The organism is Pseudofrankia coriaricola, assembly GCF_032027725.1.
Taxonomy (GTDB): domain Bacteria; phylum Actinomycetota; class Actinomycetes; order Frankiales; family Frankiaceae; genus Pseudofrankia.
Genome location: NZ_JASNFO010000067.1, coordinates 1 through 17,717, shown reverse-complemented (window position 1 = coordinate 17,717; position 17,717 = coordinate 1). Strand labels below are relative to the sequence as shown.

Annotated in this window: 12 protein-coding genes; 8 read left to right on the top strand and 4 right to left on the bottom strand. The window is 71.3% G+C overall.

The window, feature by feature from the left end:
• Window positions 1–10: 10 nt before the first annotated feature.
• The 3 genes from QOZ89_RS30780 to QOZ89_RS30770 all read left to right on the top strand — a co-directional run bounded on the left by QOZ89_RS30780 (window position 11) and on the right by QOZ89_RS30770 (window position 1,820).
• Window positions 11–310: a type II toxin-antitoxin system antitoxin gene (locus QOZ89_RS30780; protein WP_312627127.1), complete on the top strand. Its 300-nt coding sequence runs from the start codon at window positions 11–13 to the stop codon at window positions 308–310.
• Between the two features lie 33 nt (window positions 311–343).
• Complete coding sequence (locus QOZ89_RS30775) at window positions 344–1,045, top strand: GOLPH3/VPS74 family protein (protein WP_071053321.1); 702 nt, start codon at window positions 344–346, stop codon at window positions 1,043–1,045.
• Between the two features lie 130 nt (window positions 1,046–1,175).
• Window positions 1,176–1,820 carry a LuxR C-terminal-related transcriptional regulator gene (locus tag QOZ89_RS30770; protein WP_071053439.1) on the top strand — a complete coding sequence of 215 codons (645 nt, stop codon included), beginning with the start codon at window positions 1,176–1,178 and terminating at the stop codon, window positions 1,818–1,820.
• A 41-nt stretch (window positions 1,821–1,861) separates the two neighbouring features.
• Here QOZ89_RS30770 and QOZ89_RS30765 read toward each other — a convergent pair whose 3' ends face one another.
• A complete protein-coding gene (locus tag QOZ89_RS30765; RefSeq protein ID WP_071053320.1) occupies window positions 1,862–2,665 on the bottom strand; it encodes a peptidoglycan recognition protein family protein in 804 nt (267 codons plus the stop codon).
• Between the two features lie 535 nt (window positions 2,666–3,200).
• On the opposite strand from QOZ89_RS30765, the gene QOZ89_RS30760 reads away from it, so the two are divergent.
• The 3 genes from QOZ89_RS30760 (at window position 3,201) to ahcY (ending at window position 8,733) form a co-directional block, all read left to right on the top strand.
• Window positions 3,201–4,262, top strand: a complete 1,062-nt coding sequence (locus QOZ89_RS30760) for a GNAT family N-acetyltransferase (RefSeq protein WP_198543576.1) — start codon at window positions 3,201–3,203, stop codon at window positions 4,260–4,262.
• A 173-nt stretch (window positions 4,263–4,435) separates the two neighbouring features.
• The gene (locus QOZ89_RS30755) at window positions 4,436–6,985 is read left to right on the top strand and encodes an efflux RND transporter permease subunit (RefSeq protein WP_312627123.1); all 2,550 of its coding nucleotides are present in this window, start codon (window positions 4,436–4,438) and stop codon (window positions 6,983–6,985) included.
• Window positions 6,986–7,296: 311 nt separating this feature from the next.
• Window positions 7,297–8,733: an adenosylhomocysteinase gene (gene ahcY, locus QOZ89_RS30750; protein ID WP_312627121.1), complete on the top strand. Its 1,437-nt coding sequence runs from the start codon at window positions 7,297–7,299 to the stop codon at window positions 8,731–8,733.
• A gap of 193 nt (window positions 8,734–8,926) precedes the next feature.
• Here ahcY and QOZ89_RS30745 read toward each other — a convergent pair whose 3' ends face one another.
• Window positions 8,927–9,127 carry a DUF1918 domain-containing protein gene (locus tag QOZ89_RS30745; RefSeq protein WP_071053318.1) on the bottom strand — a complete coding sequence of 67 codons (201 nt, stop codon included), beginning with the start codon at window positions 9,125–9,127 and terminating at the stop codon, window positions 8,927–8,929.
• Window positions 9,128–10,000: 873 nt separating this feature from the next.
• Between QOZ89_RS30745 and QOZ89_RS30740 the strand changes: the two genes are divergently transcribed.
• A complete protein-coding gene (locus QOZ89_RS30740) occupies window positions 10,001–11,113 on the top strand; it encodes a phosphatase PAP2 family protein (protein ID WP_312627117.1) in 1,113 nt (370 codons plus the stop codon).
• 582 nt (window positions 11,114–11,695) lie between these two features.
• Window positions 11,696–13,042, top strand: a complete 1,347-nt coding sequence (locus QOZ89_RS30735; RefSeq protein WP_312627115.1) for a sensor domain-containing phosphodiesterase — start codon at window positions 11,696–11,698, stop codon at window positions 13,040–13,042.
• Window positions 13,043–13,265: 223 nt separating this feature from the next.
• Here the strand turns inward: QOZ89_RS30735 and QOZ89_RS30730 are convergent, their stop codons facing one another.
• Together QOZ89_RS30730 and QOZ89_RS30725 are read right to left on the bottom strand one after the other, a co-directional pair.
• Window positions 13,266–13,670, bottom strand: a complete 405-nt coding sequence (locus QOZ89_RS30730; protein WP_241841505.1) for a hypothetical protein — start codon at window positions 13,668–13,670, stop codon at window positions 13,266–13,268.
• A 282-nt stretch (window positions 13,671–13,952) separates the two neighbouring features.
• The coding region (locus QOZ89_RS30725; protein ID WP_491723678.1) for a protein kinase domain-containing protein at window positions 13,953–17,717 on the bottom strand (3,765 nt) is incomplete at its 5' end.

Sequence of the window (17,717 nt, the reverse complement as noted above, 5' to 3'; positions counted from 1 at the left end):
TCCGCGGCCCGTGACGGAACGGAAGAAGATCCTGCTACGGCTCGACCCGGCCGTGCACGACGCGCTGGCGCGGTGGGCCGGCGACGAGCTGCGCAGCACGAACGCCCAGATCGAGTTCCTGCTGCGGGGGGCGCTGTCATCCGCCGGCCGCCTGCCAAGTGCCGTCGGCCGGATACCGCGCCGCGGCCGGCCGCCCAAATCGGCCACCGAGGCGCCGCCGAACGGTGAGGAGGAACTCGCCAGCGGCGGTGCCGACGAGGCGGATCTCGACGCGGCCGGCGACTACCCCGCCGATGACGGCGACTCATAGCTCGTAACACCGCAAGGACCCGAGGAGCATGCCGTGGAGTTGCCCGACTCGCTGCCAGCCCGGCTTTACCTGCTGACCTACAACCCGGAGAAGGAGCGGATGGACGGCCGCGTTGCCAGCGGCCACCTGGGACCGGCGCTGCGCGCGGCGGCCCTGCTGGAACTGCGCCGACGCGGCCGGATCATCGACGAGGCCGGCAAGGTGGTCCTGGTCTCGGGAGCCCGTGGCGCGGGCAGGGCCCGCCCGCCCGGCGCCGGTGGTGCGGGAGCGCTGACGCTCGACGACCCGATCGTGACGCGGGTGCTGGAGCAGGTCGAGGCGTCCGGGCGTCCGCGCTCCTGGAAGCACTGGATCGGCAGGGACAACCGGCGCACCACCCGGTGTGCCCGTGACTACCTGGAAGCGGGCCGCTGGGTCCGGGTGGACCGGACGCGGGTGATCGGGATCTTCCCGCGCACGGTCGTCACTGTTCGCGACCCGCGCACGGTGCGGGCGCTGATCAACGACGTGCGCCGCGCGCTGCGCGGCCCGACACCGGTAAACCGCCTCAACGACCACAACCGCCAACTCACCGCACTCGGCGCCCTCGCCGAGATCCGCGTCCTGGCCACCTCGCGGGAGCGGCGCGCGTACAAGGCCCGTATCGGCGAGCTCACCGCGTCCATCGCACCAATCGGTCCCGCCCTGCGCAAGGTCATCCGGGACCAGGAGGCCGCGCACAGTGCCGGAGGATGACCCGGCCTGACCAGGCTGACAGGGGCGGTCGACCATCGCCCGGCGGACCTACCGGGAAGAGTGGCGGCGACCGAACCGGTCAATTTGGGCTGAATGACGGGCGGGGCGGGTGAGGTGGAAGGCTGTGAGCGTGCGCGTCGTGCTCGCCGAGGACCTGGCCCTGTTGCGTGACGGGTTGATCAGGCTGTTGACGGCCTTCGACTTCGAGGTGGTCGAGGCGGTCGACAACGGGCCGTCGCTGCTGCGCGCGCTGACCACGCACCGGCCCGACGTCGCCGTGGTCGACGTCCGGCTGCCGCCGACCTTCACCGACGAAGGCCTACTGGCGGCGATCGAGGCACGCTCGCACGTTCCTGGGCTGCCCGTGCTTGTCCTTTCGCAGGACGTGCAGCCGCTGTACGCCCGGGAGCTGCTGGCCAGCCCCGGCGGCGGGGTCGGCTACCTGCTCAAGGACCGGATCAGCGACGTCGGCCAGTTCGTCGACGCGGTTCGCAGGGTCGCCGCCGGCGGGTCCGCGATGGACCCGGAGGTCGTGGCCGAGCTGCTGACCAGGCGCTCCCGGGACGAGCCCCTGCGCACCCTGACGGCCCGCGAGCGCGAGGTTCTCGGGCTCATGGCCGAGGGGCGCTCGAACGCGGCCATCGCCGGCCGCATGTTCGTCACCGAGAAGGCCGTCGGCAAGCACACCAACAACATCTTCAGCAAGTTGGGCCTGCCGCCGTCCGCCGACGACAACCGCCGGGTCCTCGCCGTCCTCGCCTATCTGAACTCCTAAGGCGGCTCGGGCGAGGCGCCCAGCGCCTCACCGAGCCCGCCTTAGACCCAGCGGTTCATGCCGGTGAGGATGTAGCCGATCTTCAGCCAGGACTCCCGGCCGACGACGCCGTCCGGGGCGATCGGGCCGTAGTACGGCGAGTTGAGCCGCTGCAGCGAGCCGACCCTGGCCACGGTCTTCGGGCCGAAGGCGCCATCGGGCGTGAGCCGGTTCGGGTCTCCGGTCGGCGCCTCGTGGCCGAAGATGATGTTCAGTGCGTTCTGGAGGGTGACGACCGCCGGGCCGCGGTCACCCTGCCGCAGCGTCGGCATCGAGACGTAGCGCTGCTGCGCCTGCGTGGTGCCGAGGTCCCCGCTCATCGCCAGCGCGGCCGCGAGGATGTCCGGCCGGCGGTTCGCGCGGATGGTGCCGGGGCAGGAGTGGTTGCCCCAGGGCACGCCGCCCATGCGGTGGGTGCCGATGCCGTACCCGTTCACGCTGTCGGTGATCTCGGCCTTCCAGCCGAACTCGGCCATTCCCCACGCGTACAGCTCGGCGAGCCGCTGGATCTGGATGGGGGCGTAGTCCTCGGTGTCGTAGCCCTCGCACTCCACCGAGATCCAGTACGGGTTGCCGGCCGCCTGCGCCCAGGCGCGTTGGTCCAGTGCGACGTACTGCTCGAGCGCGCCACCCTTGGACACCCACAGGTGGCTGGAGACCTCGGTCGCCGGGTTGTTGAACATCCCGTACAGCGAGCCGTTGCCCACCTGGACGTGCGGGATCAGGCCCCGGGTCGGCTGCACCATCGCGCCGGACGTGTTGCGGACTGGGCGCCAGGCGGCGGGCGCATATCGGGTGGCAGCCACGGTTACCGCCCTCGCCGTCGCGGCATGGCGGCCGTGACCACCGCGCCGCGCGAGCCCGTTGCCGCCCTCGCCGTGCTGGTCCGTGTGTCCATAAAAACCTCTATTACCACCGTTGCCTGTTTTGGAACCCTGTCTGACCCGATGACTGCACCGTCGCCGGCCCTGCCCAGAAAAGCGCAACTTGCGCAAACATCGGCTGTGGTGTCCATCACGTCTTTGGGTGTCGGCTCAACGGGCCAGCGGCCGATACGTCCGGTACCAGCGGAGATGCATCTCGCCGGTCTGACTCGCGCGGCCCGCGCTGACGTCACGAAGTAGTTCACTCATGACCCGAACGGTGGCGATCCTGCCCGAAATCGGCTGGGTCGACGGTAGAGCACCCCGCCCGTGAGATCCGCCCCGATGCCATGCATGCGCCCAGCCGGCACAACTTGGATACCGCCAGTGACGGCGCATCAGCACAGCGCCATACGAGCCGTCTCGCCGATCTGGAACCAGCCTGGCCGCCGCCCCGCCTCTTTCTAGACTTCGGCGCATGGTTGTGCCGGCTTCTACCAGTCCGCATGCTGACGACCAGGCTGTCGCCGAGGTCGCCGTCCTGCCCGGTCCGCCGCCCGCCGCGGTGCGGGCGCTGCGGACCGCCGTGTTCGTGGACGAACAGAGGGTCCCCGCCGAGCTCGAGCACGACGACGCTGACGCGTACGCCGACCACGCGGTTGTCTGGGACGCCGGCGGTCGGGCGCTCGCGACCGGCCGCCTGCTTGACCCGGCGTCGGTTCCGGGCCTGGACACGGGTCCCGAGCCGGGTCCGGACGAGGCGGTGCCCGGCGGCCTGCCGGCGGAGCTGGCCGGGGTGATCGGGCGGGTCGCGGTCCGGCCGGAGGCGCGCGGGCGGGGCCTCGCGCGGGTTGTGATGGCGGCGCTGGAGCGGCGGGCAGCCGAGCGTGGCCTGCCGGTGATCCGGCTGCACGCGCAGGCCGCGGTCGTCGGGCTCTACGTCGGGCTCGGCTATCACGCGTTCGGGCCGCGTGATCTGACCGCGGGGATCGAGCACGTCTGGATGGCCCGCTCGATCCTGCCGGGCCTGCGGGCGGTCAGGGACGCCGACGGACCGGCGCTGGAGCACATGATCGGCGGGATCTGGGCCGAGTATCCGGGCTGCGTGCTCGACGTCGACGGCGAGGAGCCGTGGCTGCGCGCCCCAGCCGCCACCTACGCCGGTGACGCCCTCCCCGGCCGCTATCGCGGCGCGATGTGGGTGGTCGCCGAGGAAGACAGCGCCGCCGATGGGGCGCCGCTCGCGGGTTGCGTCGCGGTGCGGGAGACCGGGCCGGGCCGGGTCGAGCTGAAGTCGCTCTACGTGGCCGCCACCGCCCGTCGGCGCGGCCTGGGCGCGGCGCTGACGCGCCTGGTGGAACGCGAGGCGCGTCGACGGGGTGCCTCGGTCGTCGAGTTGTGGACCGACACGAGGTTCACCGACGCGCATCGCTTGTACGAACGACTTGGTTACGTAGCGACAGGAGAGGCCCGCGAGCTTCGTGACCTCTCCAACACAACGGAGTTCCGGTATACCAGAGAGCTACTGTCGCAACCCTGACCGGTTCATATTGTGATGCTCTTGCTGCATCGCGAAGTTGTTGTGCTGGTTGGTCCGTCAGGGCTCCACACGTCGGCGTCTTCTGGGCTATACAGCTTGGAACCTGTTGCCTAACTCACAAGTAACCTGCGGGGCCGCCACCGTCGCCCCACTGATCCGCTGGGAGCCCGCTCGTGTCCACACCCCCAGGTCCCGCCGAGCCGCGCGGACCCGAGCCAGCTGGCCGCTCCAGCGCCTTCTGGACGTCGGTCGCGCAGGAGGCCGGGAAGCGTGGCGGCATTGTCGCGATCATCGCGGTCCTGCTAACGGTGGGCCTTGGCTTCGGCATCACCCAGCTGGAGTTCAGCACCGACCAGAGCAACTACCTGAACTCCGACTCGCAGATCGCCAAGGACAACGTCTCCTACCAGTCCTTGTTCGGCGGCGAGGCGATGATCTCCGACCTGACCGTCGATAAGGGCAAGAAACTCACCGACCTGTTCACCCAGCACAACCTCGCCGAGTTCGACGCGGTGACCAAGCAGCTCGAGGCCGACCCGCGGATCGTCGCCGTGATCACCCCGGTGACCGCCCTGCAGTTCACCCACAACCTGGTCACCAGCTCCGACGGCAACCCGGTGAACAGCCCGGCCGGGAAGATGCTGCTCAGCGCGCAGCAGCGGGACACCGATCCCACCTCGCAGGCCAAGCGCCTCCAGGACTCGATCGCGACCCTGGGCCGGATCAACCAGATCCCGCCCGCGCAGCAGACCCTCAGCAACCCGGCCTGGGTCGACTTCCTGCTCCATGACAACACCGGCAAGGTACGCGCCTCGCTGCTGCCGTTCTTCCCGAACGACGACAACGCTCAGATGGTCGTCCGGCTGGCCGGCAACGCGGACATCAAGGACGCGGGGGCGGCGGCGTCCCTAGTGCAGAAGGCGATGGCGGCGCGGCACTTCGACAACGCCCACGTCGTCACCACCGGCGCCACCGTGCTGCTGCGCGACATCAACGACTACCTGCGCGGCGGGTTCCTCACCCTCGGCGCGATCGCGGCGGCGCTGATGATCGCGCTGCTGCTGGTGGCCTTCGCCGTGCGGTGGCGTCTGCTGCCCCTGGGCGTCGTCGTGGTCGGCCAGGTCTGGGCGTTCGGTCTCGCCGGCTACCTGGGCCTCCCACTGAACATCGTGACGATCAGCGGCCTGCCCGTGCTGCTCGGCGTGGGCATCGACTTCGCCGTGCAGCTGCACAGCCGGGTGGAGGAGGAGGCACAGCTCGACCGCGCCGACCATCCGGTCGCCGAGACGCTGCGCCGGCTGGTGCCGGGCCTGGCGCTGGCCACCGTCGCCGCCGTCGTCGCCTTCCTCGCGCTGGAGTTCAGCGCGGTGCCGATGATCCGTGACTTCGGTGTGCTGCTGGCTCTGGGCCTGCCGGTCATCGTCATCGCGACCATACTGCTGACGTCCGCGTCGCTGGCGTGGCGCGAGCAGCGCAGGCCGACGCCCGCCAAGGACTACACCCGCGGGCCGCTGGGGCGCGCCACGGTCGCGCTCGGCTCGATCCCGCGGGCCGCGGCCATTCCGCTGGTCGTCATCGCGGTCGCGCTGTTCGCCGGTGGCGCGGCCACCGAGGGCAAGCTCAAGGTGCAGACGGACCCGCAGAAGTGGGTCAACCAGAACAGCCAGGTCGTCAAGGACCTCGACTACCTGAGCGACCACACAGGCACGACCAGCGAGCTCGGTGTCTTCATCCAGTCGAACAACGTCTTCGACGACCAGACGGTGGCGTTCGTCGACGGCTTCGCCCGCGAGCAGCTCGCGAAGCACCACGAGGACCTGACCAACGCCTCGAGTCTGGTCACGACGGTCGGCTTCCTGCTCGACGTCCCGGGCGCGAAGACGGTGCCGCCGACCGGTGACGACGTCCGCGCGGCCTACCAGGTCGCCCCCGAGGCGATCAAGCGCAGCACGGTGAACCTCGCGAGCACGAACGGCGACGCCGGCTCGCTCAACCTGATCTTCCAGACCGGCCCGCGCTCGCTCGAGCAGCGCGCGGTCGTCGTCAAGGACATCAGGGCGACGGTGAACCCGCCGGAGGGCGTGCGGGCCACTCCGTCGGGCCTCGCCGTCGTCGGCACCGGCCTGCTGGACAACATCGAGAAGAAGCGGGTCGAGCTCACCTACTTCGCGCTGATCGGCGTCTTCCTGGTGCTGCTGCTGCGCTACCGGGGACCGGTCAAGGCACTGTTGTCGGTGGTGCCCGTCCTGATCGCGGTCGGGCTCACCTCGCTGATCGCCTGGGTATCCGGCCTGGAGCTCTCGCCACTGACCGTCGTCAGCGGCCCGCTGGTCATCGCCCTGTGCACCGAGTTCACCGCGCTGATCGTGCAGCGCCATCTCGAGGAACGGGCGCGCGGGCTCTCACCCCGCGCGGCGGTCGACGAGGCGGCGGCGCGCACAGGGCGCGCGTTCCTCGTGTCCGCGGCCGCTGCGGTCATCGGCATCCTGGTGCTGGCGTTCAGCTCGTTGCCGCTGCTGCGGGACTTCGGCCTGCTGGTCGCCGTCAACGTCGCGGTGGCGCTGCTGTCCGCCCTGGTTGTGCTCCCGCCGCTGCTGGTGTGGATGGATGACCGCGGCTGGGTCTACCGGCCGAAGGGCACCGGCCCGCGGGTGCCAGACCAGTCACCGACGGGCGAGACTCTGACGCAGGGGTCGCCGGTCGCCGGGGACGCACGTTCCTGAGGCGGGTCTGGCCGCGAGGCGCTCGGCGCCTCGCGGCCAGAGCGCGCTGTCGGGTGCCGGGCGGCCCGCCCGGGTGGTTCGGGGTCGAGGCATATGACGGTGGCCTTGCCCGGTCCGGGTCAGCGGGGTGGTTGGCGCTGTGCTGAGGCGGCGGCGGGCCGGTGAATGTGTCGGGTGGCGCTACGCGCCCGAGGGCGTGGCGCCCAGTGCCACCCAGTACCGTGTGCGGTACGGCACGGGCACGGTTTACCCGCGCTCGCGCGCGCCCTGACCCCGGGGTCAGGGCGCGCTTCGAGCGCTGAAGGAGAGAGATGAGCTTCGACTTCAAGGTCGCGGACCTTGCGCTGGCCGAGTTCGGCCGCAAGGAGATCCGGCTGGCCGAGCACGAGATGCCGGGCTTGATGGCGACCCGTGCCGAGTACGCCGCGAGCCAGCCGCTCAAGGGCGCGCGGATCATGGGATCGCTGCACATGACGATCCAGACCGCCGTGCTCATCGAGACCCTCGTCGCGCTCGGTGCCGACGTCCGCTGGGTCTCCTGCAACATCTTCTCCACCCAGGACCACGCCGCCGCCGCGGTCGTCGTCGGCCCGAACGGCACCAAGGACGCCCCGGCCGGCGTCCCGGTGTTCGCCTGGAAGGGCGAGACGCTCGAGGAATACTGGTGGTGCACCGACCAGGCGCTGGCCTGGCCGGACGGCGGCGCCCCCAACATGATCCTCGACGACGGCGGTGACGCTACGCTGCTCGTCCACAAGGGCGCCGAGTTCGAGAAGGCGGGCGCCGTGCCGGCGACCGACCCTTCGGACTCCGACGAGTACGCGATCATCCTCGAGACGCTGCGCAGCACGATCGCGGCGAAGCCCGGCCGCTGGACCGCGGCCGCCGAGGCGATCAAGGGCGTCACCGAGGAGACCACCACCGGCGTGCATCGCCTCTACGAGATGCACAAGGGCGGCACGCTGCTCTTCCCGGCGATCAACGTCAACGACTCGGTGACCAAGAGCAAGTTCGACAACAAGTACGGCTGCCGGCACTCCGTCATCGATGGCCTCAACCGGGCGACCGACGTGCTCATCGGCGGCAAGGTCGCGGTCGTCGCCGGTTACGGCGACGTCGGCAAGGGCTGCGCGGACGCGCTGCGCGGCCAGGGCGCCCGGGTCATCGTCACCGAGATCGACCCGATCTGCGCGCTGCAGGCCGCGATGGACGGCTTCCAAGTCACCGTGCTCGAGGACGTCGTCGGGATCGCCGACATCTTCGTCTCGACCACCGGTAACTTCAACATCATCACCGCCGACCACATGGCGTCGATGAAGCACCAGGCGATCGTGTCCAACATCGGCCACTTCGACAACGAGATCGACATGGCCGGCCTGGGCAAGATCGCGGGCGTCGAGAAGATCAACATCAAGCCGCAGGTCGACGAGTGGGTCTTCCCGGACGGCCACTCGGTCATCGTGCTGGCCGAGGGCCGGCTGATGAACCTCGGCTGCGCCACCGGCCACCCGAGCTTCGTGATGTCGAACAGCTTCACCAACCAGGTGATCGCCCAGATCGAGCTGTTCACGAAGACCGACCAGTACCCGGTCGGCGTCTACACGCTACCCAAGCACCTCGACGAGAAGGTCGCTCGGCTGCACCTGGACGCCCTCGGTGTGAAGCTCACCAAGCTCACCAAGGCCCAAGCGGAGTACATCGGCGTCGACGTCGACGGCCCCTACAAGGCCGACCACTACCGCTACTGATCCCCGGCCGGGGGCCGGGGCCCGCCAAAGCGGCCCCCCCCCCGATGGAGGGGGGGGCGGGGGCCCCCACCCCCCCACCGCCCCCCCCCCCGCCCCCCGGCGCCGCCGCCGGCGGCCGCCCATCGTTTGACGTGAGGGCCGTTCCCACCTGCGGGAACGGCCCTCACCGCTGTCGGGCCGCTCTGGCCGGACTTCAGACCCCGGCGTGTTGGACGACGAAGATCTCCAGGACGGAGTCTGCGCCTGGGAAGAACAGCCCCTCGTGGCCGTCGTCCCAGCGGATCAGATAGGGCGGCCCGGTCTCACCGCGGGCCTCCAAGACGACGCCGTGCCGTTCGGGCTGGCCGATGGTACGGCTGTGGACGCATACGCGGTCGCCGACCTTCGCGTGCATCGCGATCCTCCTCGACTGTGCGGCGGTCGCTCGAAGGCGCGGAGCGTGCCGCTCGCGCCTTGCCTGTCGGGCGCTGGCGTGCCCGACTGCCTGGTTCCGGGTCAGTGCGGACAACCGGGTGGCCCGGGTCTGGGGCGGGATCTTGGCTGAGTTGGGCGCACATGGTCGCCGGCAGGACTTTAGGCGATCACACGAAGATAGTTACCCAGTGCTTCCTCGTAGTAACGCCGACCGGGCGGTGGCCGTGGACGGCGTCGGGCGTGCGTCCGTTTTGCCCTTGTGTGTTCGGGTGGGCGCCTGCGATGACCCCCGGCATGGCGGCACTGTCATGGTTCGGGACGGCGCAGTTCACCGTGCTCCGGGATGGGTGCCGCTCGCCGCGTCTCGGGAACGTGTGTTCGGTCTCGAGAGTGCGCATTCGCGGCACTCGGGTCACAGCTCGGCCGTCTTCAGGTGTCTGACGGGTGGCATGGATGGCGGCTGGGTGTCCGATGGATGACAGCCGCGAGCGTCGATGGGCGGCCATTCAGGAGATCTTGCGGAAATAGTCGCCCGAAGTTTGCTGTTGTGTTACCTCGACCCAGCCGCGAGCGAGGCAGGAATCGCTACTTGTTGTGATTGACCGATTCTCTGTCGTCGTCGAGACCGAGTGGTGAGGCAAATTCGTGACTGACTATTGACGGAAAGTATCGCTTGAACTCCAGAGCGTCGCCATGTCGACGGGATTCATCGCGCAGGGCGATCGTCTCCTTCGTATCGGGGCGGAGAGATGTGTCACCGGCGGACGGGTTGTGCTTACCTGTCGGTTAGTAGGACGGTGTAGAGCGGGTCCCCAGGGGGGTGGGGAGGTGATCTGATGCGTAGGAGTGCGATGTGGCGAGCATTCCGTGTCCATCGGGCCCGCGAGCGGGTGATGGCATTCGGTTCCGCGGCCCGGCCGAAGTTGTCGGCTCCGAGCGTCCCCCGCCGTCGCGAGCGCGCCGCGCGTTCCTGACGTCCTCCTATCTTCTCGGCCAGATTGCCCTGCTGGGCGGGCTGTTCATGGTCTACCGGCTGGGCAGGACCCTGGCGGATGGCCGGCGGGTCGAGGCGCTGCGGCACGCGCTGGCGGTCTGGCACTTCGAGCGGTTGCTGGACCTGCCCGACGAGTCATCGATCCAGCAGCTAGCGCTGCGCTCCACCGACCTGCTGGAGTTCGCGAACCGCTTCTACATAACCGTGCACTTCCCGGCCGCCATCGCGTTCCTGCTCTGGGTCATGCTTTTCCAGCGGGCGCACTGGCGGCGGGTCCGAAACGTGATCATGCTGTCGACGGGCGTCGCGCTCGTGATTCACATCCTTTACCCGCTGGCCCCACCGCGGTTCCTGCCGGCCGTGAGCCCGAACATCCCCTTCGTCGACACCGGCGTCGTGATCGGCCCGTCGGCCTACAACGAGGTGGGCGCCGCTCAGGCGAACCAGTACGCGGCGATGCCGAGCCTGCACATCGGCTGGGCGATCCTGGAGGCCTGGGGGGTCATCACGATCCTGCGCTGGCGGGCGCGCTGGCTCGCCGTCGCACACCCGATCGTCACCGCGCTTGTGGTCGTGATCACGGCGAACCACTACTGGCTCGACGGCCTGATAGGCGGCGGGCTGGTCTGGGGTGCCATCGTCCTGACCCGGCAGCCTCGCTGGGACCGCGTCACCGCGGTCACCCTCGCCCCAGCCCGACGCGTCCGCGCCGCGCTGCGCCACCGCCTGCCAGCCGAACACCCGCCGGCTGGTCCGCCGTCGCTCGACCTGGTGGCCGCCATGGCGAGACCGATCCCGCCTGCCCGTCAGGCGAGCAGCGGCACCGCCCCCTTCGCCCTCGCGCAGGCGTCGGCCAGGATGCGGGTCCACCGCCAACCCGAGACCACCGAGGACGACCCGCAAGCCAGTTCTGAGCCGGCTGCCGCGGCGCCCCACCACGAGCGAAGCGACGTAACTCCCGGAGCCGTCTAGCCATCTGGTTTCGGATCGAACCGGTCGCTGGATTGGCGGCTATGCGACTGCTGCGGCTTCGGGTTGGTGACGTTACAGCGGCGGTGTCACCGAGCTGGGCGCGGAGGCGTGCCACGAGCGATGCCAGGTGGCCCCGCGAACGCCGTGGCCTCGGATTGGTGACGTTACAGCGGCGAGCAACCGAGCTGGGCGCCGAGGCGCGCCTCCGCGGAGGCCCCGTGGGAGCGAAGCGAATACGGGGCCGGAGCGCGCCGCCCGGACGGGGTCCGGCTCCCGGGTTGGGGCGGGTCAAACGGGTCGCAACCGAGCTGGCGCGGAGGCGCGCCTCCGCGGAGGCCCGGCCACGAGCGAAGCGACGTGGTTGGGCCGCAGCGGAGGTCGCCGTAGCGCCCGTGAGCGGAGGAGGACGGCGCGCGGAGGTCCCGTGGGAGCGAAGCGAGTACGGGACCGTAGCGCGCCGCCCGCACGGAGCGAACCAAAGACAGAGAGGTGGCCAACCCGGGCATCGGGGGAATGCTGCTTTGGGGGTGAGCCGTGCCCAGGGAGCGGAGCTGGACGTTCGGGCCGATTTTCGATGTCCCGGTGCCAGACCGCACCATCGCCGACCTGCTGGAGGCAGTCCGGCTCCGGCTGCGGATGGACGTCGCCTGGCTCGCTCGTGCCGAGGAGGACCTGCTGGTCATCGAGGCGCTCGACGGCGACGGCGAGTCGTTCGGCATCATCCCCGGGGCGACCCTCCGCGGCGCCGCCAGCTACTTCGCGTTGGTGCTGGCGGGCGAATGCCCCGACATCATCCGCGACGCCCACGCGCATATGCCCGCCGAGACGCTGCCGGCCAGCGGCGAGCTGAGGGCCGGCGCGTACGCGGCGGTGCCCGTGTTCGAGCGTGACGGGTCGATCTACGGCGTGCTCGCGGCGCTGTCCCATACCCCGCGCCCCGACCTTCAGGTACGCGACGGGCGGTTCCTCCGCCTGGTCGCGGAGGTGGTCACCGACTCCGTCTCGGATCTGCACCGAGTCTGGGAGCGGCGCACCGCGTTCTGGGACCGGGTCAGCGAGCTCATCGACAGTGGCGGCCCCACCATGGTCTTCCAGCCGATCGCGGACCTTGGGGCCGGCGGCCGGATCGTGGGCGTGGAGGCGCTGGCGCGCTTCCCGTCCGACGTGACAGAGACCGCCGGCACTGACGAGGCCGGCGCGCGGGCCGACGCGTCCGCCCGCAAGGGCTCCCGGGCGGACGCGGAGGTGCCGGCGGACGTCTTGGCAGCGGCGCGAGCGACCGCCGCGACGGTCTGGGACTGCTCGACCGGCCGGCACGAACCCGGTGAGGTCGGCGCCAGTGAGCCGGAGCAGTGGTTCGCCGGCGCGGCGGCGGTCGGGCTCGGTACTGAGCTGGAACTGGCCGCCGTGCGTGCCGCGCTCGCCAACCTGCCGCGCCTGCCGCCGGACGTGTTCATGTCGGTCAACGTCTCTCCAAGCACCGTTGGACCGGAGCTGGTCGAGCTGATCCGGGACGTCGAGCCGCGCCGGTTGCTGCTGGAAATCACCGAGCACACCCGGATCAAGGAGGATTCAGAGGTATTCCGCACGCTCGCGGAGCTGCGCGCGCGTGGGGTGAGGATCGGTGCAGACGATGTCGGCTCCGGCTATGCGGGCCTTTCCCGGTTCCTGGCGTTACGCCCCGACCTGGTGAAGATGGACCACTACCTCACCCACGGGATCGACGCCGATCCGGCGCGCCGAGCCGTCGCCAGCGCTCTCATTCAGGTCGCGGACGAGATCGGCGCCAGCGTGCTCGCGGAGGGCATCGAGACCGAGGCGGAGCTGGCCACCCTGCGCGCGACCCGCGTCCAGCTCGGTCAGGGCAACCACATCGCGCGGCCGGCGGCGCTGCCCATGGACCTGCGGCGGGCGCCAAGGCACCCCTGACCTCCCAGCAGACCTCCCAGATCGCTGACCTCCCAGCAGACCTGCCAGATCGCTGACCTCCCAGATCGGCTCCGCCGATCCGGCAGGGACCCTGTCGCCGATCCGGCAGGAACCCCGGGCTCCGCCGATCCGGCAGGGACCCCGGTCGGGCGCTGAGCCCGCCGATCCGGCAGCGACCCTGCTCCGCACGTGGTTCCGGGCCCGAGGCAGAGGTCGGTGTCGCTCAGACGCCTATCGGCTGGTAGTCGGCCACCCGGACGGTGCTCAGCGCGAGGCCGCCCACCCCCAGGTGAATGCCGTCCAGGGCGATCCAGCCGCCGTCCGTCTCGGCGAACGCCGCCCAGGCCGGGCCGTGCTGGCGGACCCGGAACGGCAGCTCCACGTCATCGACCGGGAGGGAGACCGTGATCCAGTCTTCGGCGTCCAGGTTGCCCGACAACCAGCCAGCCAGCTCCAGTTGGTAACGCCACCATTCCTGCCGGTCCGGTGAGTCGGCAGGGAAGTCCGGGGCCACCGCGTGCAGCATGCTCTGCTGCGCCCAGCCGATAGCGTCATCGGCCACCGTCGGAGCATGGCGAACCTCGCCGAACCGCATCGCGGGCAGCCGGGGCACCGTTGTCACGATCACCCGCGGCCCCAGGTGGGTCGCGTCACCATGGCCGAGGCAGACCCGCCACACCTGCTCCGAGTGAGGCCGTCGGGTATCCCACAGCTCCAACCAACGTGGCTCGAGAAGACCGGGCAGTAGACCGAAAACGGGGAAACCGGCGGATAGGGGCAGCAGCAGTCCCGGCATCGCAACAGTGTGCAGCCTGGCAGCCCCACGCCGGGAGCCTGTCCCGACCACATTCAGGCCAATCCGTCCCTGGATGTCCATCCCGTCCTCGGTGTATGCGCGCCGACGCGTGCGTTACTGGCCCCAGGCCAGGACGGCGGGACCGACGCCGGCCAGGTTGCGGGCGGCGAGAGTGATGCGGAAGTAAGGGTCGGCTGGGCCGGGCGCTGTCCGAGTGTAGCTGTGCCCGGTCACGCTGACCGTCTCCGAGGTGACACCGGACGGGCCGGTCCGGTAGATCGTCAGGTCGTAGGTCAGCGAGATCTGGTTCCCACCCACGTTGGCCGGCGTATCCCAGTTGATGATGAGATGGCCATGGCCGTCCGGGATGGACAGCAGTCCCCGAGGCTCGCTGGGCGGCACACAGCCACGGGCCTTCATCGGCGACGACGTCGGGGAGGAACCGCCCGGGCCGACCGCCTGCACGGTCACGCTGACCTCGGAACATCCGTCGACCGAGATCTGGAAAATACCCGGCTTGGTCAGGCTGCGCACTCCGCCGGGGCTCGACGTCACCCGGTAGGACGTCACCGAGCCGCCGTCGAACGGTGCGATGACCGTGACGGTCACACCGGCGGGCACCGACTGCAGCCACAGCCCCGGCACCCCCGGCCGTGCCTTCGCGTCGGGGGGCGCCGCTCCGGCCGGGCTGGTGGCGGCTGCCGGCGGCTGTCCGGCGGAGGCCGCCGGCGACGGAGAGGGGGTGCCGGCGGCGACTGTGCCGCTCGCGCCCGGCGCGCCGACCGCCGGCGCCGCGGAGGAGGCGGGTGATGCCGGTGCCGCGTCGGCGGTGTCGACCGTCGCGGCGCCACCGGTCGAACGCAGGGCGAGCGGCACCAGCGTGGCCAGCAGCGCGACGACGGCGGCGACGACGATCGTGGTGATCCGCCGCCGGCGGGCGCCGCGACGAGCGGCCCGCGCGCGTGCCCGCGCGCCGGGAGACCGGGCGGGTGCGTCGGCCGTCTCCGTGGTGTCGACCTTCGCGTCGTCCATCTCGTCCGGCGCCGTATCGGCCGACGAACCAGCGGCGATGGCCAGCGGAGCCGGCTCGAACGTCCCGCGATTGGGAGCGGCTGTCGCGGCGGCCAAGGGGGCCAGCGCCGTCGAGGACTCCGGCACGGCCGGCACCGCCGGCGAGGACGCCGTCAGTCCGCCAGCCGGCTTCCGGACCTGCTCGATCAGCTTCGCCGATCGAGCAGGAACCCCGGACCCGGAGGCGATCCCGGGGCCGACCAGGGAGGTGCCCGGCCTCACGGCCAGGGCGGTCTCGGTGGTCTCGTTGGGCTCGTCCGCCGGGTCGAGATCGACCTCGCCGTCCCAGAGCGTGTGCAGCTCGGCGATCCTGATGGGCTGGAGCGCCGCTTCGGACCGGCCGCCGGTCTCCTGTATCCAGCCCGGCCCCACGTCGATCACGCCGTCGCCGTCGATCTCCGTCGCCGCGGCGCGGGCGGCGAGGACGTCGGGAGGCAGCAGCTCCGTGATGGCCGCCACCGGGTCGAAGCGCGGCGCGAGCACCAGTTCGGCTCCCGTGGCGGCGGGGCTGCCGAGGTCGGGGGCGGCCGCCTCCGTCTGGGCCTCGAGCTCCTCGTCGTCGGCGAGCGCCGCCTCGTCAACGACCGGGTCGTTCGCGAACGGGCCGTCGTCCGGCGCGTCGTCCTCGACCGCCGCCGGCTGAGCGGTGGGATCGGTGATCTCGGCGACGGTGATCTCGGCCGCTGTGACCTCGGCGACGGTGATCTCAGCCGCTGTGACCTCAGCGACGGTGATCTCAGCGACGCCCGGGACGTCATCGAGGTCCTCGATGGCGATGTCGACGTCCGCGAGCGGCTCGGCGATGACGAACACGTCCCGCGCCGGTGGAGCCGTCGGCACCACGTCCACCAGATCGTCCGCGGCCGGCCTGGTCACCTCGGTCACGGCCGGGAGCGGTTCCGCCACGTCGCCGGGCCCCAGCGGGTCCGTCGGTGACGAGGTCAGCGCGTCGTCCGTGGGCCGCCCGGCGGACGGAACATCCCTGGCGGTGACCGTGGTCCTCGGCATGGGGATGTCGAGGACGGCTGGCGCGACCAGGTCCTCCATGGCCGGCTCGGCGGCCGGCGGCACGTCCGGGAGGGGTTCCGCGCGGTCCCCGAGTCCCAGCGGGTTCATCGGCGAAAGGTCTGGGAGGTCCTCGGGACCGGGACCTGGACCGGCAGGCGGCAGGTCGAGGACGGAGTAACTGGCCGCCGCCGACGCGGGGATGTCGAGGACGGCCGGCGCGACCAGGTCGTCCATGGTCGGCTCGGCGGCCGGCGGCGCGTCCGAGGAGATCTCAAGGAGTTCCCCAAGTCCCAACGGGTCCGTCGGCGAGATATCCAGCGGGTCGTCGACATCCGGCCCGATGGGCGCTATGTCGACGACCGGGTACTCGGCCGCCGGCATGGGGATGTCGAGGACCGCGGGCACCACGAGGCCGTCCGCGGGCGGTTCCGCCGTGGTGTGGAGGCTCGGCGGGACAGCCCGCGTGTCGACCGCATCGTCCGGGGCCGGTTCAGCGACCGGTTCAGCGACCGGCGCCGCCTCGACGACGGCGGCCATGACGGCGTCAGGACCCGGCGGAGTCGCCGGTGCGGCGTCCGCCTGGTCGTCTGTCGCCGGCCCGGCCGGTGTGAGCACGTCGAGCGCTGGCTCCGCGGTGACACCCGGCCCGTGCGCGGGCGCGCCGGGTGCGGTGTCGACGACCGACTCCACCGAGATCGGTCCGACCTCGGCCGGTGCGATGGAACTCGATGCCACGACGGACGTCGCGTCCGCGGAAACCACCTGAACCAGGTCGGGCGTCGCCGGCGGATCCACCGCCGACCGATCCACCGCCGACGGGTCCACCGGGTCTGCCGGCGGTACCGGAGCACCGGCCAGCGCTTCCGCGGCCACGAGTCCGGTCGGCTCGGACATCCAGGCGGGGACATCCGGCGCCGAGACCAGGAACCCCGGACCGGAGATCGACGGGGCCGGCAGGTTCGCGGGTGCCCCCGGGAGCGAAGGCGTCATGGGCGTTTCGAGGTCGGCGACCGGGATTTCCACCGCGGGCGGGACCGCCACGGCGTCCTCGGGACCGGCGGCGGCCGCGCCGTCCGTCACGGAGATCGGCCCTCGGGCCGCCGGATCCGGGTGCCTGTCCGACGAGTCGCCCGCGGCCGGCAGCGCGAGTGGTATCTCCGCGAGCGGTGGCAGAGCTAGCGGTGGCAGAGCTAGCGGCGGCAGAGCGAGCGGCGGCAGGGGAAGCGGCGGCAAGGGGAGCGAAGGCGGGACCGGCCGAGCGCGCGCGGGTGGTGGCGTTACCGCGGCAGGCGGCGCGCTCGAAGCGCGCGCCGCGGGTGCGGAGGCTGACGGGCCAGCCGGGCCAGCCGGGCCGATGGCCTTGCGCCGCTCGGCGGCCCGGGGGGCGGGCGAGCGCTGCTCCGCCGACTTCTCTCCCATCAACGTGAGGAGAAGATCGGCGGCGGAGGGGCGGTCCTGGGGGTCCTTGCTGAACGCCTTGCGTACCAGCGGGACCAGGTCAGAAGGCAGCGAGCTCAGGTCCGGGTTGTCACGGGCGACCCGGCGCAGCAGCTCCTCCGGTGCACCGTCGCCGAACGGCGGCGCCCCGCTCGCGGCGAAGGTCATGACGGCTGCCCAGGCGAACACATCCGCCGCGGGTCCGACCTCCTCGCCCTGCGCCTGCTCCGGCGCCATATAACCGGGGGTACCGATCTGGGCCGCGTCGTGGGCATGCCCGCGCCCCCGGCCGCGCCCCCCGCCCCGGCCGGGGGCGCGGCCGGTGTGGCCCGCGGCCGGGCCGGCGAACCCCGTGGCGATGCC

What these genes read in the sequence shown, in the direction of transcription:
- QOZ89_RS30760 (WP_198543576.1), top strand. Translation starts at nt 3,201, where the DNA reads ATGGTTGTGCCGGCTTCTACCAGTCCGCATGCTGACGACCAGGCTGTC.
- ahcY (WP_312627121.1), top strand. Translation starts at nt 7,297, where the DNA reads ATGAGCTTCGACTTCAAGGTCGCGGACCTTGCGCTGGCCGAGTTCGGC.
- QOZ89_RS30745 (WP_071053318.1), bottom strand. Translation starts at nt 9,127, where the DNA reads ATGCACGCGAAGGTCGGCGACCGCGTATGCGTCCACAGCCGTACCATC.